11 protein-coding genes are annotated in these 13,074 nt (G+C 74.3%); 6 read left to right on the top strand and 5 right to left on the bottom strand.

The window, feature by feature from the left end; all coding sequences use genetic code 11:
• Window positions 1-15: 15 nt before the first annotated feature.
• Both STRNI_RS07415 and STRNI_RS07420 read left to right on the top strand, forming a co-directional pair.
• The gene (locus tag STRNI_RS07415) at window positions 16-516 is read left to right on the top strand and encodes an SseB family protein (RefSeq protein WP_018090517.1); all 501 of its coding nucleotides are present in this window, start codon (window positions 16-18) and stop codon (window positions 514-516) included.
• Window positions 517-678: 162 nt separating this feature from the next.
• Window positions 679-1,728, top strand: coding sequence for a fatty acid desaturase family protein (locus STRNI_RS07420; protein ID WP_148592194.1), 1,050 nt, complete (start codon window positions 679-681; stop codon window positions 1,726-1,728).
• Here the strand turns inward: STRNI_RS07420 and STRNI_RS07425 are convergent.
• The gene (locus tag STRNI_RS07425; protein WP_018090515.1) at window positions 1,658-3,067 is read right to left on the bottom strand and encodes an amino acid permease; all 1,410 of its coding nucleotides are present in this window, start codon (window positions 3,065-3,067) and stop codon (window positions 1,658-1,660) included. The genes STRNI_RS07420 and STRNI_RS07425 overlap by 71 nt on opposite strands.
• Before the next feature lie 85 nt (window positions 3,068-3,152).
• The gene (locus STRNI_RS07430) at window positions 3,153-5,312 is read right to left on the bottom strand and encodes a phage holin family protein (RefSeq protein WP_277413210.1); all 2,160 of its coding nucleotides are present in this window, start codon (window positions 5,310-5,312) and stop codon (window positions 3,153-3,155) included.
• Window positions 5,313-5,658: 346 nt separating this feature from the next.
• Between STRNI_RS07430 and STRNI_RS07435 the strand changes: the two genes are divergently transcribed.
• Window positions 5,659-6,438 (top strand): MBL fold metallo-hydrolase, encoded by a 780-nt coding sequence (locus tag STRNI_RS07435; RefSeq protein WP_018090513.1) that lies wholly within the window; start codon window positions 5,659-5,661, stop codon window positions 6,436-6,438.
• Window positions 6,438-7,073 (top strand): DedA family protein, encoded by a 636-nt coding sequence (locus STRNI_RS07440; protein ID WP_266442804.1) that lies wholly within the window; start codon window positions 6,438-6,440, stop codon window positions 7,071-7,073. The genes STRNI_RS07435 and STRNI_RS07440 overlap by 1 nt, the downstream gene beginning before the upstream one ends.
• A gap of 114 nt (window positions 7,074-7,187) precedes the next feature.
• Here STRNI_RS07440 and STRNI_RS07445 read toward each other — a convergent pair whose 3' ends face one another.
• From STRNI_RS07445 to STRNI_RS07455, 3 genes are all read right to left on the bottom strand, one after another.
• Window positions 7,188-8,477: an MBL fold metallo-hydrolase gene (locus STRNI_RS07445; protein ID WP_277410778.1), complete on the bottom strand. Its 1,290-nt coding sequence runs from the start codon at window positions 8,475-8,477 to the stop codon at window positions 7,188-7,190.
• A gap of 74 nt (window positions 8,478-8,551) precedes the next feature.
• Complete coding sequence (locus tag STRNI_RS07450; protein WP_159485122.1) at window positions 8,552-9,766, bottom strand: aminotransferase class I/II-fold pyridoxal phosphate-dependent enzyme; 1,215 nt, start codon at window positions 9,764-9,766, stop codon at window positions 8,552-8,554.
• Between the two features lie 127 nt (window positions 9,767-9,893).
• Window positions 9,894-10,343, bottom strand: a complete 450-nt coding sequence (locus STRNI_RS07455; RefSeq protein ID WP_159485124.1) for a GNAT family N-acetyltransferase — start codon at window positions 10,341-10,343, stop codon at window positions 9,894-9,896.
• A 159-nt stretch (window positions 10,344-10,502) separates the two neighbouring features.
• Here STRNI_RS07455 and STRNI_RS07460 point away from each other — a divergent pair, with 159 nt between their 5' ends.
• Together STRNI_RS07460 and STRNI_RS07465 are read left to right on the top strand one after the other, a co-directional pair.
• The gene (locus tag STRNI_RS07460; RefSeq protein ID WP_093645382.1) at window positions 10,503-11,984 is read left to right on the top strand and encodes a phosphatase PAP2 family protein; all 1,482 of its coding nucleotides are present in this window, start codon (window positions 10,503-10,505) and stop codon (window positions 11,982-11,984) included.
• A 156-nt stretch (window positions 11,985-12,140) separates the two neighbouring features.
• Window positions 12,141-12,956, top strand: a complete 816-nt coding sequence (locus STRNI_RS07465; RefSeq protein WP_277410779.1) for a class I SAM-dependent methyltransferase — start codon at window positions 12,141-12,143, stop codon at window positions 12,954-12,956.
• The last annotated feature ends 118 nt before the right edge of the window (window positions 12,957-13,074 follow it).

Below are 13,074 nucleotides of genomic sequence, written 5' to 3' on the forward strand. Positions count from 1 at the left end.
ACGAGAGGACAAGCCATGAGCACCCCGACACCCGACGAAAACGCGCCCCCGAGCGGGGCCTCGTCCCCCGAGGGAGCGCCGTCCGCGGCGGAGGCGGCGGATACCCAGGCCGCCCTGGTCGAACTCGCGAACAGCATGGCCCTGCTGCCGCAGGCACCGCCGGTCGAGGGCGAGGAGGCGCGTCCGGAGGGCGCCATCTCGCTGCCGGTGATCGAGCAGGACGGCAATCGGTACATCCCCGTCTTCACCACCGAGGACGCGCTGGTGGCGGCCGGGGGAGATCCCGGTGCCGCGCTCAGCATCCCCGTCGTCGAGCTGGCCGCGAACTGGCCGGCGGACGACCTGTGGCTGGCGGTCAACCCGTCCACCGAGGAGGGCCTCGCCCTTCCCCCCGACCTGGTGCGGGCGCTGCCCGTCTTCAGCCAGGGCAACGGCCAGGTCGACCTGTCGGGCCAGGCCGGTGCGGAGGGTGGTGGCGGCGCCGGGGAGCCCGGCCGGACACCGAACGGCGGATGATCCGCACACCCCGTCCGTCATGGACGACATGCACACCCCGCCCGGGTGCCCGGCACCCCGCCGCGGGGAGGCAGGCACCCCCCTGAGGTAGCGGTAACCCCCGGCTCGGTGCGGGGGTGGACCGGCTGTCGGGGCGGGGACCGGGTCAGAAGACTCGTCGGTATGACGACGAGTCTTGAGTTCTTCCGTTCGGCCGGCGGTCCGGCGGCGTCCGCGGGCAGTGACTTCGCACGGCTGTCGCGCCGCATCGTGGCGGCGGGGCTGCTGCAGCGCCGGCCCGGCTACTACGCCGTGCGGCTCACTCTCGTGACGATGGCGTTCGCCGGTGGCTGGGTGGCGTTCTTCGCGCTGGGTGACAGCTGGTGGCAGATGGCCGTGGCAGCGTTCCTGGCGGTGGTGTTCGCGCAGGTCGCGCTGGTCACCCATGATGTGGCGCACCGTCAGGTCTTCCGCGGGCGCCGGCCTAGTGAGGTCGGTGGTCTGCTGTTCGGCAACCTCGGTGTGGGGATGTCGTACGGCTGGTGGATGAACAAGCACACCCGGCATCACGCCAACCCCAACCATGAGGAGCTGGACCCGGATGTCGCACCGGACATCCTGGTGTGGTCGCGGGACCAGGCGCGGGCCGCCACGGGGCTGCCCCGCTTCATCGGCCGCTATCAGGCGCAGCTGTTCTTCCCGCTGCTCACGCTGGAGGGGTTCAACCTACGAGTGTCGAGCATCCGGGCGCTGCGCTCCCCCACCATGAAGCACTGGGGAAGCGAGGCGGCGCTGCTGCTGACCCATATCGTCCTGTATCTCAGCGCGCTGTTCCTGGTGCTGTCTCCCGGTAGGGCGCTCGCCTTTCTGCTCGTCCACCAGGCACTCTTCGGTGTCTACCTGGGGTGCACCTTCGCGCCGAATCACAAGGGGATGCCGACGCTGACGGGCGGCGCCCGGCCGGACTTCCTGCGCCGTCAGGTGCTGACCTCACGGAACGTCCGGGGCGGGGCGCTGACCGACTTCCTGCTCGGCGGGCTCAATTACCAGATCGAGCACCACCTCTTCCCCAGCATGCCGACACCGCATCTGCGGCGTGCGCAGACGATCGTGCGGGCGTACTGCGCCGAGCTGGGTGTCCCGTACCACGAGACCGGGCTGATCAGGTCGTATGCGGAGGCACTGCGGCACTTGCGGCGGGCGGGGGAACCGCTTCGTGGTCCGCGGGCGTAGGCAGCGAGGTCGCCGCCTCCTCCCCCTGGCGCGCCGTACGACGGGCCGCCATCCAGGCGTAGACGAGGATGCCGGCGAACAGGAAGAGCACGCCCTGGTAGATCGCGGCGTAGCCGGCGCCGGCGACGAGCCAGAAGGTGAAGCCGAAGGCGGTCAGGGCGAGGGTCAGATCGCGGGCGAAGCGGGCGGGGCGGACCTTGTCGCGGCGGCCGGTGAGCAGGAAGTAGACCTGGGCGCCGGCGGCGAGGAGGTAGGGCACGGTCGCCGAGAAGGTGGTGATCAGCACCAGGATCTCGAAGACGCCGCCGGAGCCGATCAGGTAGTTGATCACCGTGAGGGCGCTGGCCAGGACGACGGCGGCCAGGACTCCGAAGGTCGGCACACCGCGCCGCTTGGTCAGGAACGGTGCGGGGAACAGCCCGTCCTTGGCCGCGGCGTACGGGGACTGGGCGCTCATCAGGGTCCAGCCGTTGAGGGCGCCGATGATCGAGACGACGGCGGCGATCGCGACGACCGTGCCGCCCCAGTGCCCGCCGAACATCGCGTTCACCGCGTCGGAGAACGGCGCCTGGGACTTCACCAGCTTGTCGTGGGCGACGGTGCCGAAGACGGCGACGGTGCCCAGGAGGTAGACCACGGCGGAGCCGATGGTGCCGAGGACGGTGGCCCGGCCGACGTTCCGCTCCGGGTCACGGACCTCGCCCGCGCTCATCGCGGCGGACTCCACACCGACGTAGGAGTAGAGCAGGATCGCGGCGGCCGCGGACATCCCGCCGAGCGCGCTGCCGCTGCCTTCGTGGAACGAGCCGAGGTTGGCCGGGTCGAAGAAGAACAGGCCGACGACGGCGATGAAGAGCAGCGGGATGAACTTGAGGACGGTGGAGACCGTCTGGACCAGGCCGACGTAGCGGGTGCCGGCGAAGTTGGCGAGGGCCGGCAGCCAGAGCGCGCCGAGCGCGATCGCGAGGTCGGTGGCGTCGGTGGGGCGGCCGGGGAGCAGGACATGGACGTAGCCGACGATGGCGACCGCGAGCGCCGCGTTGCTGACCCAGGTCATGGTCCAGTACGACCAGGCGGAGAGGAATCCGGCGAAGTCGCCGAACGCCTCGCGCGCGTAGACGTAGGGGCCTCCGGTGTCCGGGTGGCGCTCGGCGAGCCGGCCGAAGACCAGGGCGAGGGCGACGGCGCCGACGGTCAGTACGCCGAAGGCGACGAGGCTGACGGTGCCGAACGGGGCCACCGATGCCGGCAGCAGAAAAATGCCGCCACCGATGATGTTGCCCATCACTAGGCAGGTGGCGGTTCCCAGACCGAAGCGGCGCGTGTGCCGGTCGTCCATGGCGTGGTGGGCCTCTCGTCGTGCGCTGTGCACCCGGGGTTACCGAGCGGTGCTCATCGTCGGCGATCGGTGGCGTCCGCCAAAATCAACGGGATTTGTCCTGCGCGGCGGGGTCCGGGGGTGGAAAACCTTCGGGCGGACGCACTCCGCGCCGTAGTTCGTCCGCCGCGGGTCCCAGGGGCAGTTGTGGCCCCTCGGCCTCCCCCAGCCAGCGGCGGAGCACCCGGTGCACCTGTTCGGCGCCGGTCAGCGTCGCGCCGTCCGGGGCCGGCGGGGTGAGTTCGGCGGGCCACAGGAGGAAGGGCCGGCTCTGGGCGCCGCCCAGCCCGCCGTGCGAGCCGATCTGTTCCTCGAAGGCGTGTACCGCGCCGGTCTTCGGGTCACAGGCGGAGTTGACCATGATGTCGGCGGCATGCGGGAAGCGGTCGGTGCGGCGTACGGCGTCGGCCGCGCCGTCGCCGAACGGTGCCAGCGGGTCGGCGCCGATGAGGCGGCCGGTGTCGAGATGGTGCTCGGCGCCGGCCGGGCCGAGCACCACGGGGCCGTGCACCGCGGAGCGGACCAGCAGAAAGCCGATGCCGGGGTGGTTGGCGAGGGTGGAGAGCAGGGCGGGGTGTCTGCGGTCCAGTTCCTCGCGGGTGATCCGGCCGGGCACGTCGGGGAAGGACACCAGACCGAGGTTTCCGGAGGCCAGCACGAGGGGCTGGGAGGAGCCCGGGCCCGCCGTCCGCTCCGGGCGCTGTCCCGCGGCCTCCTCGGGGCGGTGCGGCGCGGCCTCCTCGGGGCGGTGCAGCGCGGCCCGCGCCGCCTCCCTGGCCTCGGCTCCGCTCGGCGTGCGTCCCGCGCGGCGGGGTACCGGCAGCCCGCAGCCGGCGCGGACGAGATCGCCCAGGCTCAGCCCGTAGCGCTCCAGGAACGTCGGGCCGTGGCTCTGGCCGTGGTCGGAGAGCAGCACGATGCGGTAGGGGCGCGGTGCGTGCCGGGCGGCCCTGGCGATCAGCGCGATGGCCCGGTCGAGGCTGCGCAGGACCTGGAGCGCATCGCGGTGGGCGGGCCCGGAGTGGTGGGCCACCTCGTCGTAGGCGACGAGGTCGGCGTAGATGGCGGTGCGGCCGGCGAGCAGGTCACCGATGACGGCCGCGACCACCACATCGCGCTCGACGACCGTGGCGAAGGCCCGGATGACGGGGTAGAGGCCGCCTCGGGTGACCCGCGGCAGTTCGCGGCGGAAGCGGGTACGCAGCGACTGGACGAGCTCGCGGACGACCTCGGCGGCGAAGGAGACGGCGGTACGGGTCGCATTGGCCGGGTCGGAGAAGTAGGCGAAGTAGCCGGCGCGGGAGCGGTTGTACCTGCCGCGCCGGGCCGCCACCGACATCACCAGGGCGACCTGGTCGGCGCCGCCGCTGAAGAGGTTGCCGCGGCTGGCACCGTCGTAGGCGAGCAGTCCGCCGTCGCCGGTGCGCTCGATGGCGCGGCGCTGGAGTTCGGCGGCGCTGCTGGGCCGGTTGCTGACGACGACGGTGCGGGTGTCCTTCTCGTACCAGCGGAAGGCCGGTACGTCCTCGTTGCTGCCGTGCAGGAGGGCGAGCTGGCTGGCGCCGGTCTGGCTGGACCAGTCGGTGCGCCAGGGGGTGAGGCGGTGGCCGGCGCCGGTCCAGCGGGCGACGGTCGGCATCAGCGGCTGCTCGCCCCGGACGGCCTCGCACAGCAGGTCGTGGCCCACTCCGTCGAGCTGGAGGAAGACCGTGCCCGGGGAGGCCGGGCCGCGGGCGGGGCCGGCCCGGCGGCCGCGGCGGCGTCCGGCGAGCCGGACCAGTCTGCGGTGGTAGGCCTCGTCATTGCGCACCGCGAGGAAGGCGGAGGTGGCGGAGGAGGCCGCGGACATCACGGCCGCGACGATCACCGCGGTCTCCGGTGCGGCCTGCCCGCGCCCCTCGGGGATCAGATCGAGGGCGAGCAGCAGCAGGGAGCCGTTGAGGAAGAAGACCAGCAGTCCGAGGACGAGCGCCGGCACCAGCAGCAGGGCCCGCACGAGAACGGGCCACACCAGCGCGCTGAGCAGGCCGAACGCGCCGGCGCCCAGCGCGGCGGTGACGGCGGTACGGGTGAGGCTGTCGCCGCCCGGCGACTGCAGCCGGAAGTCGGGCAGCAGCGCGGCGAGCGCGAGCAGGGTGAGGCTGGACACGAGCCAGACCGCGAGCACCCGGAACAGGGCACCGCTGAGGGCCTTCCACCGCGGCATCCGCACGCCGTTCCACCTCACCCTCCGGCCCGCCCCGGCCGTGCGGGCCTGCCGCCAGCATGGCACCAGGTGCCGCGGGCACAAGTGCTGCCCCGTATACGGCGTTGCACGCGCATCCGCTGATACGGGGACGCGCCGCTCAGTCGCGCCGATACGGCTCTGGCGGCGCGCCCGGGACCGGGTCGGGGCACCCGGTGCGCCGGGCCGGTCGCTCCCCCGCCGGCCTTTTTCCGGGCCGGATGGTGGAGGATCGAGAGGACCGCACACGGGAAGCGGGAGGACCACACACGGGAAGCTAGGCGGCCGCCCGCGGAACGGGGCGGCGCGTCGGGACGGGAGGTGCTCGGTGTCGGTGGAGGTCACCTGGTGGGGGCATGCCACTGTGACGGTCGAGGACTCCGGGGTGCGGGTGCTGACGGACCCGCTGTTCGTGCGCCGGCTGGCCCATCTGCGGCGCCGACGGGGCGCGCTGCCGCCTGCCGAGGCCGCGCGGGCCGATGTCGTCCTGGTCTCGCATCTGCACGCCGACCATCTGCACCCCGCCTCGCTGGCCCGGCTCGCGCCGGGGACCCGGCTGGTGGTGCCGCACGGGGCGACGGCCGCGGTGCCGGGGCTGCGGCGGGTGGCCGCGGCCCGTGCGCTGCGGGTCACCGAGCTGCGGGCGGGCGAGGAGTGCGCGGCCGGCGCTCTGACGGTCCGTGCGGTGTCCGCCGCGCACGACGGGCGGCGGCTGCCCTACGGACCGCGCCGGGTGCCTGCGCTCGGCTATGTCGTGAGCGGCGCGGCCCGGACGTACTTCGCGGGCGACACCGGGCTGTTCGAGGAGATGGCGGAGGAGGTCGGGCCGTGCGAGGTGGCGCTGCTGCCGGTGGGCGGCTGGGGGCCGTTCCTCGGGCACGGCCATCTCGATGCGCGGCGGGCGGCGCAGGCGGCGGTGCGGCTGGCGCCGGGCTGCGCGGTCCCGGTGCACTACGGCACGTACTGGCCGATCGGGATGGATGCCGTACGGCCGCATGAATTCCATGCGCCGGGCCAGGAGTTCGAGCGGCAGATGGCGCTGCTGGCGCCGGAGGTGACGGTGCACCGGCTCGGGCACGGCGAGTCGGTCCGGCCGAAGGTCGTGTGATGACGCTCTTCGGTGAGCTGGTGCCGAGCGTGCCGCCGGAGTCGACGCAGCAGGTGGTCGGCTATCCGTCGCTGTTCCTGCTGGTGGTGCTCGGGTCGCTGGTGCCCGTGGTGCCGACCGGGGCGCTGGTCAGCTCGGCGGCGGTGGTCGCCTTCCATCACACCTCGCCGTTCGCCCTGCTGATGGTCTTCGTGGTGGCGTCGTCCGCGGCATTCCTCGGCGATGTGGGACTCTATTCGCTCGGACGGCGCGGCAGCCACTCCCCCCACGGTTCGCGCTGGCTGGCCCGGCTGCGCGCCCGCGCCGCACCGGAGCGGCTGGCCCAGGCGCAGCACAAGCTGCGGGAGCACGGCGTCCTGGTACTGGTGCTGTCCCGGTTGGTGCCCGCAGGGCGGATCCCGGTCATGCTGGCGTGTCTGCTCGCGGCGATGCCCCTGCGGCGGTTCGTCCGTGGCGATGTTCCGGCGTGTCTGGCGTGGGCGGCGACGTATCAGCTCATCGGGCTGCTGAGCGGCTCGCTGTTCCGCAGTGCGTGGCAGGGCGTGGCCATGGCGATCGCCCTGACCGTGGTGATCGCGGCGGCGCCGGCCGTCTGGCGACGCCTCGGACCGGCCCGTGGCGAGGGTGGGTCATAGGACCTCAAGTCCCGCCCGCGGTACGCCCGTTCCGGTCCGCGGACGCGCCCAATGCGCGGCCGGCACCCGCTCAGCATGCGACCGGCATCCGCTCAGCGTGCGGCCGGCATCCGCTCAGCGCGCGGCCAGCACCCGGGAGGCGCCGACGGGCAGGTCCCAGAGGTCCGCGCGGGGGCGTCCGGTGGCGGCCCAGGCGGCGCGGACCCGGTGCAGCGGTTCCAGGGGTGGCTCGCCGGAGAGCAGAAAGGTCGACCAGTGCATCGGGGCCAGGGCGCGGGCGCCCAGGTCCTGGCAGGCCTTGACCGCCTCCTCCGGGTCGGTGTGCACCGGCCGCAGCATCCAGCGCGGGTCGTAGGCGCCGATGGGCAGCAGCGCCAGGTCGATGCCGGGGTAGCGGCGGCCGATCTCCTCGAACCAGTGGCCGTAGCCGGTGTCCCCGGCGAAGTGGATCCGCCGCCCGTCGGGCGCGGTCAGCAGCCAGCCGCCCCACAGGGAGCGGCAGGTGTCGGTCAGGGTCCGCTTGCTCCAGTGGTGGGCGGGGACGAAGTCGACGCGTACGGGGCCGCCGGGGGCGGGCAGTTCGACCGCCTCCCACCAGTCGAGATCGGTGACCCGGGTGAAGCCGCGCCGGCGGGCCCAGGGCGCCATTCCGGCGGGGAGCAGCAGCGGGGTGTGCCGCGGCAGCCGCTTGAGGGTCGGGGCGTCGAGGTGGTCATAGTGGTTGTGGCTGATGACGACGGCATCGACCGGCGGCAGGTCTTCCCAGCGGACGCCCACGGGGGTGACCCGGGCGGGCGTGCCGAGGATCTTGCGGGACCAGACCGGGTCGGTCAGTACGGTCAGTCCGCCGATCCGGATGATCCAGCTGGCGTGCCCGGCCCAGGTGACGGCGAGGGTGGTGGTGTCGGCGGCCGGCATCGGGCCCGGTTCGAAGGGCAGTTGCTGGATCTCGGCGAGCGTCTCGGGCGGCGGGCGCAGTTTGCCCTCCCGGGCGATCCGGGCCAGGGCGCGGACGCCGGGCAGCGGCGCGGTCAGCCGGTGGGTGAAGTCCCGCGGCCAGGTGCGGGGTTCGCCCAGCGGGCGGGGTGCGGTGAGCGGGGGCGGGGTGGCGTGCGGGAGGACGGGCGCGTCCGTGGTGACCTGCGGGAGGACGGGCGCGTTCGCGGTGGCGTGCGGGAGGACCGGCGCGTCCGCGGTGGCCTGTCCGGGGGCCTGTCCGGGGGCCTGCCCAGTGGCCTGCCCGGTGGCCTGTCCGGTGGCCTGTCCGGGGGTCTGCCCGGTGGCCGGGCCCGGGGTGTGGCCCGCTCCCCCGCCCCGTTCAACGGCCTCGCCGAGTGCGGCGGGCGGGAGCCGCTCGGTGTCGGGGGGCTGCTCGGCGAGGGAGCGCTCGGTCTGTTCGGTCATCGAGGGGCTCCTTTCGGTGGACAGAACCGGGGCGGGTCCGGGGTGAGATGGGGCGCGGGCGGGCGCCGGGGCGGTCAGCCGTCCGCGGATGTCGTGAGCCCGGCCAGTGCGCGGGACAGGGCGGTCAGCACCTCGGTGATGTGCGGGAGTTCCAGCGGATCGGGGGCCGCCAGGGCGCGCCGCCGCTGCTCCCGGTCGGCGCCCAGCAGCGCCTCGGCGCCGAGCCGTACCCGCAGCGCGCCCGGCGCGTCACCGAAGTGGTGTCCGCCGCGCGCCGCCCAGGGCGCCAACTTCCGTTCCAGCGCATGGGATTCCACGATCCCGCGGGCCCCGAGGGGACGGCGCAGCGGCTCGAAGTCGGCGTACAGATGGCTGCCGGAGTGCGGCGGACGGCAGACGGCACCGGCCTCGGTGACGGTGTGGTGAAGTGCCGCGGCGAGGGCGCCGTACACCCGGGCGACGGTGGCCGTCCTGGCGCGCACCTCGTCGGACTCACCGAGCGCATGGGTGACGGCGCAGCCGAGCGGCCCCGGAAGCGGTGTACGGACCGCGGCGAGCGCGTCCAGCACGGCAGCCCGGAGGACGGTTCCCCGGTCGGTGCCGGGGAAGCGGGCCAGGGCGGCGGGCCAGGAGGCGGGGACCAGCGTGGCCCGAAGGTCGGTGAGCACCACGACGCCGTCGGGCAGCATCTCGGCGGGGCTGAGCACCACGGTGTCATGCGGATCGTGCAGCAGATCGCGGCGGCTCTCGTCGCTGATGACCCACAGCCCTTCGTCCGCCGCCGCCTCACAGACCTCGTGCAGCTGTTCCGGCGCGGGGCAGGTGCCGGTCGGGTCGTCGGCGACGGAAAGGACCAGCACGCGGGGGGTGTCGCCGTGCATCCGGGCCCGGCGGACGGTCTCCAGCAGCGCGAACGGGTCGGGCACCCCGCCCGATTCGGCGGGTACGGGGGCGAGGTGCACCGGCCGGCCGAGCAGCCGGGCGGGGGGTGCGTACGACGCGGAGCAGGGCCGCGGCAGCACCACGGCGCCGCCGGCCGCGGCGTACAGCGCGAGCAGCAGGGCCGGCGCCCCGGGGGCGGCGAGCACCCGGTCAGGGGTGGTGACCAGGCCGCGGCGTTCCCAGTAGCCGCAGGCCGCGGTGCGCAGCGGCGCGGCGCCGCCCAAGGGCTCGGGTTCGGTGCGGTCGGCGGCCGCGGCGAGGTGGGCGGCGAGTTCCGGGAGGACCGGCAGGCCCACCGGCGGATCCGGGTCCGGCTCAGGCCGCGGATCCGGGGCGGTCCGCTGCATCCGTTCCTCCACTCCACGACGGCGGGTCGATCGTGGGCCCATCACATGAAGGGCGGCCCCGTCCACCTTGGCAGATCACGGGGGTGGCGACGGGGGGCGACACGTCAGCGGAGGGTGGGACCGGCGCTCAATGCGCCGGGCGCGCCGGCTGCGCCTCGTAGCGATGCACCGTGACCACCTCGCCGGTGCCCCAGTCCTGCCGCTCGGTGGCGCGGCGCCGCCAGCCCAGCCGCTCGTAGAGGGCGATGGCCGTGGTGTCGGTGGTCTTCACCTCCAGTACGGGCCGCAGTCCGCGGGCCGCCGCCTCCGCCTCGACGGCGCGCAGCAGCCGTCCGCCGAGGCCCGCACCGCGGGCGGCGGGGGCGACATACAGCCGGCTGACCTCGGGGCCGCACAGCGCGGCATGGCCGGTGACCGTGCCGTCCGTCTCGGCGACCCAGGCGGCGGTCAGCCCGTCGGGGGTCAGCCAGCGCGCCGGATCGTCCGGCCAGTGGTGCGGATAGCCGTTGTGGGTGTGCACCTCGGCCAGGACGGCCACACAGGCGTCGAGGTCGCTGTCGTGACGTCTTCTGATCATCCGGGCATGGAAGCACGGCGGGCGGGGGGCCGGCAGCCCGTTGGCCGCTGGGGGCGCTCTCCCCGATCTCCGTGGGGCCGGACGCTCCGCTGCGCCGCGCGCGGGGCCCGCGCGGCGGGATCCTGCCTGTTCCGGGCCGTGTGGGGTACAAGGTGGCGCATGCGATCGCTACTGACCCATCTCGACCGGCGGACCTTTGACCTGATTGCCGCGCGCGAATGGCCGGGCGCGCAGCGGGTGCTGCCCCGGCTGACCCGGAGCGCCAACCACGGGCTGCTGTGGTTCGGCCTCGCGGCCGGTGCGGCCGCGCTGGGCGGCCGGCCGATGCGTCGGGCCGCGCTGCGCGGAGTGGCCTCGCTGGCCGTGGCGTCGGCGACGGTGAACACCCTCGGCAAGCGCTCCGTACGGCGGCAGCGCCCGCTGCTGGAAGCGGTGCCGGTGATACGGCAGCTGCACCGCCAGCCCATCACCTCGTCCTTCCCCTCCGGGCACGCGGCCTCGGCGGTGGCGTTCGCGACCGGTGTGGCCATGGAGAACAAGTGGTGGGGGCTGGCGCTGGCGCCGGTCGCCGCGTCGGTGGCGTTCTCCCGCGTCTATACGGGCGTGCACTATCCGGGTGATGTGCTGGCGGGTGCCGCGCTGGGGGCCGGGGCGGCGTTCGCGGTGCGCGGTTTCGCACCGACCCGCGCCCAGCTGGCGCCGCCCGCCCGGCCGCGCGCGGAGGCGCCCGCACTGCCGCGCGGCCGCGGTCTGGTCGTGGTGGCGAACCAGAGGTCGGGGCAGCGTTCGGGCCCCCGCCCGGACCGGGCCGAGGAGGTGCACGGGGTGCTGCCGCAGGCCGAGGTGACGGTGTGCGGGGATCCGGACGGGCCGTCGCTGGACAAGGCCCTGGAGGACGCCGCGGAGCGGGCCAGGACACTGGGCGGTGCGCTGGGGGTGCTCGGCGGGGACGGCACCGTCAATGCCGCGGCGGCGGTCGCGGTACGGCACGGACTGCCGCTCGCGGTGCTGCCCGGCGGCACGCTGAACCACTTCGCGTACGACCTGGGCATCGAGACCTATGCGTCGGCGGCACGCGCCGTGGAGACCGGTGAGGCCGTCGCGGTGGATGTGGCGCGCTTCCGGGCCGGCCCGCATCTGGAGGGGCGGCAGTTCCTCAACACCTTCTCGATCGGCGCGTATCCGGAGCTGGTGCGGATCCGCGAGCGGTGGGCGGGCCGGATCGGCGCCTGGCCCGCCGGGGTGCTGGCGGCGTGGGAGGTGCTGCGCACCGCCGAGCCGCTGACCGTACGGATCAATGGCGAGCGGCGCGCCGTATGGCTGCTGTTCGTCGGCAACTGCCAGTACCGGGGGCTGGGGTTCGCGCCGGTGCGGCGGCACGATCTGGCGGACGGGGTGCTCGATGTGCGGGTGGTGCACGGCGGGCGGCTGGCTCGCACCCGGCTGCTCCTCGCGGCCCTGACGGGCACCCCGCGCAGCTCTCCGGTACTCGGTGAGGCGCGGCTGTCCCGGCTGCGGATCAGCGACCTCCCCGAGGGCACCACACTGGCCTTCGATGGCGAAGTGGCCCCTGCGCCAAGCGAGTTGACGCTGGAGAAGCAGAACGAGGAGCTGACGGTCTACCGCCTGCTGCCCGAATGATGAGATGCCACTCTCATCATTCGGGATGGCGGCGTACGGTGTGGACACCACACCGAGGGGCGGCCGCGGCGCGGTTCGAGCGGTCGCCCGGGCGGCGGCCGGGGGTGCTGTGGTGCGCCGCCCGGCCGCCCTCCGACGCATGTGAAGGAGCCGGCCATGCCGCAGGAATCCGCCGTCTACACCCATGGGCACCACGAGTCCGTACTGCGCTCCCACACCTGGCGCACCGCCGCCAACTCGGCCGGATACCTGCTCGGCGCACTGCGTCCGCACATGCGGATCCTGGACATCGGCTGCGGCCCCGGCACCATCACCGCCGATCTGGCCGCACTGGTGCCGGAGGGGCAGGTCACCGGCCTGGAGCAGGCGCCGGACGTCCTGGAGCAGGCGCGCGCCACGGCCGACGCCCGCGGGCTGACCAACGTCCGCTTCGCGGTGGGGGATGTCCACGCACTGGACTACCCCGATGACACCTTCTGTGTGGTGCACGCCCATCAAGTCCTGCAGCACGTGGGCGACCCGGTCCAGGCGCTGCGCGAGATGCGCCGGGTCACCGAGCCCGGCGGGATCGTCGCCGTCCGCGATTCGGACTACGCGGCGATGACCTGGTACCCGGAGAGCGACGGGATGACCGAATGGCAGCGCCTGTACCAGCGGGTGGCCCGCGGCAACGGGGGCGAGCCGGACGCCGGACGCCGGCTGCAGGCCTGGGCGCGGCAGGCCGGTTTCGCCCCGGACGCGATCACCGCCACGGCCGCCACCTGGCTCTTCCGTACGCCCGAGGAGCGGTCCTGGTGGAGCGAGTTGTGGGCGGACCGTACGGTCAGCTCCTCGTACGCACAGATCGCGGTGGACGGCGGGCACGCCACGGCGGAGCAGTTGCACCGGATCGCGCAGGCCTGGCGGACCTGGGGAGCCGACGAGGACGGCTGGTTCGGCGTCCTGCACGGCGAGATCCTCTGCCGCGTCTGACCGCGGCGCACCGCGCCCGGCGCTGACGGACCGCTCACCCCGACACCGGCCACGCGGTCCCGCGGCCCCCACCGCCGCGGACCGCCCGGCCGGACCGGCCCTCCGCTCATCCCTCCGA

This window comes from Streptomyces nigrescens (assembly GCF_027626975.1).
Classification (GTDB): domain Bacteria; phylum Actinomycetota; class Actinomycetes; order Streptomycetales; family Streptomycetaceae; genus Streptomyces; species Streptomyces nigrescens.

Excerpts from the sequence above, each read along its gene's own strand:
- STRNI_RS07415 (WP_018090517.1), top strand. The coding sequence starts at position 16 with ATGAGCACCCCGACACCCGACGAAAACGCGCCCCCGAGCGGGGCCTCG.
- STRNI_RS07420 (WP_148592194.1), top strand. The coding sequence starts at position 679 with ATGACGACGAGTCTTGAGTTCTTCCGTTCGGCCGGCGGTCCGGCGGCG.
- STRNI_RS07425 (WP_018090515.1), bottom strand. The coding sequence starts at position 3,067 with ATGGACGACCGGCACACGCGCCGCTTCGGTCTGGGAACCGCCACCTGC.
- STRNI_RS07430 (WP_277413210.1), bottom strand. The coding sequence starts at position 5,312 with ATGCCGCGGTGGAAGGCCCTCAGCGGTGCCCTGTTCCGGGTGCTCGCG.
- STRNI_RS07440 (WP_266442804.1), top strand. The coding sequence starts at position 6,438 with ATGACGCTCTTCGGTGAGCTGGTGCCGAGCGTGCCGCCGGAGTCGACG.
- STRNI_RS07445 (WP_277410778.1), bottom strand. The coding sequence starts at position 8,477 with ATGACCGAACAGACCGAGCGCTCCCTCGCCGAGCAGCCCCCCGACACC.
- STRNI_RS07450 (WP_159485122.1), bottom strand. The coding sequence starts at position 9,766 with ATGCAGCGGACCGCCCCGGATCCGCGGCCTGAGCCGGACCCGGATCCG.
- STRNI_RS07455 (WP_159485124.1), bottom strand. The coding sequence starts at position 10,343 with ATGATCAGAAGACGTCACGACAGCGACCTCGACGCCTGTGTGGCCGTC.
- STRNI_RS07460 (WP_093645382.1), top strand. The coding sequence starts at position 10,503 with ATGCGATCGCTACTGACCCATCTCGACCGGCGGACCTTTGACCTGATT.
- STRNI_RS07465 (WP_277410779.1), top strand. The coding sequence starts at position 12,141 with ATGCCGCAGGAATCCGCCGTCTACACCCATGGGCACCACGAGTCCGTA.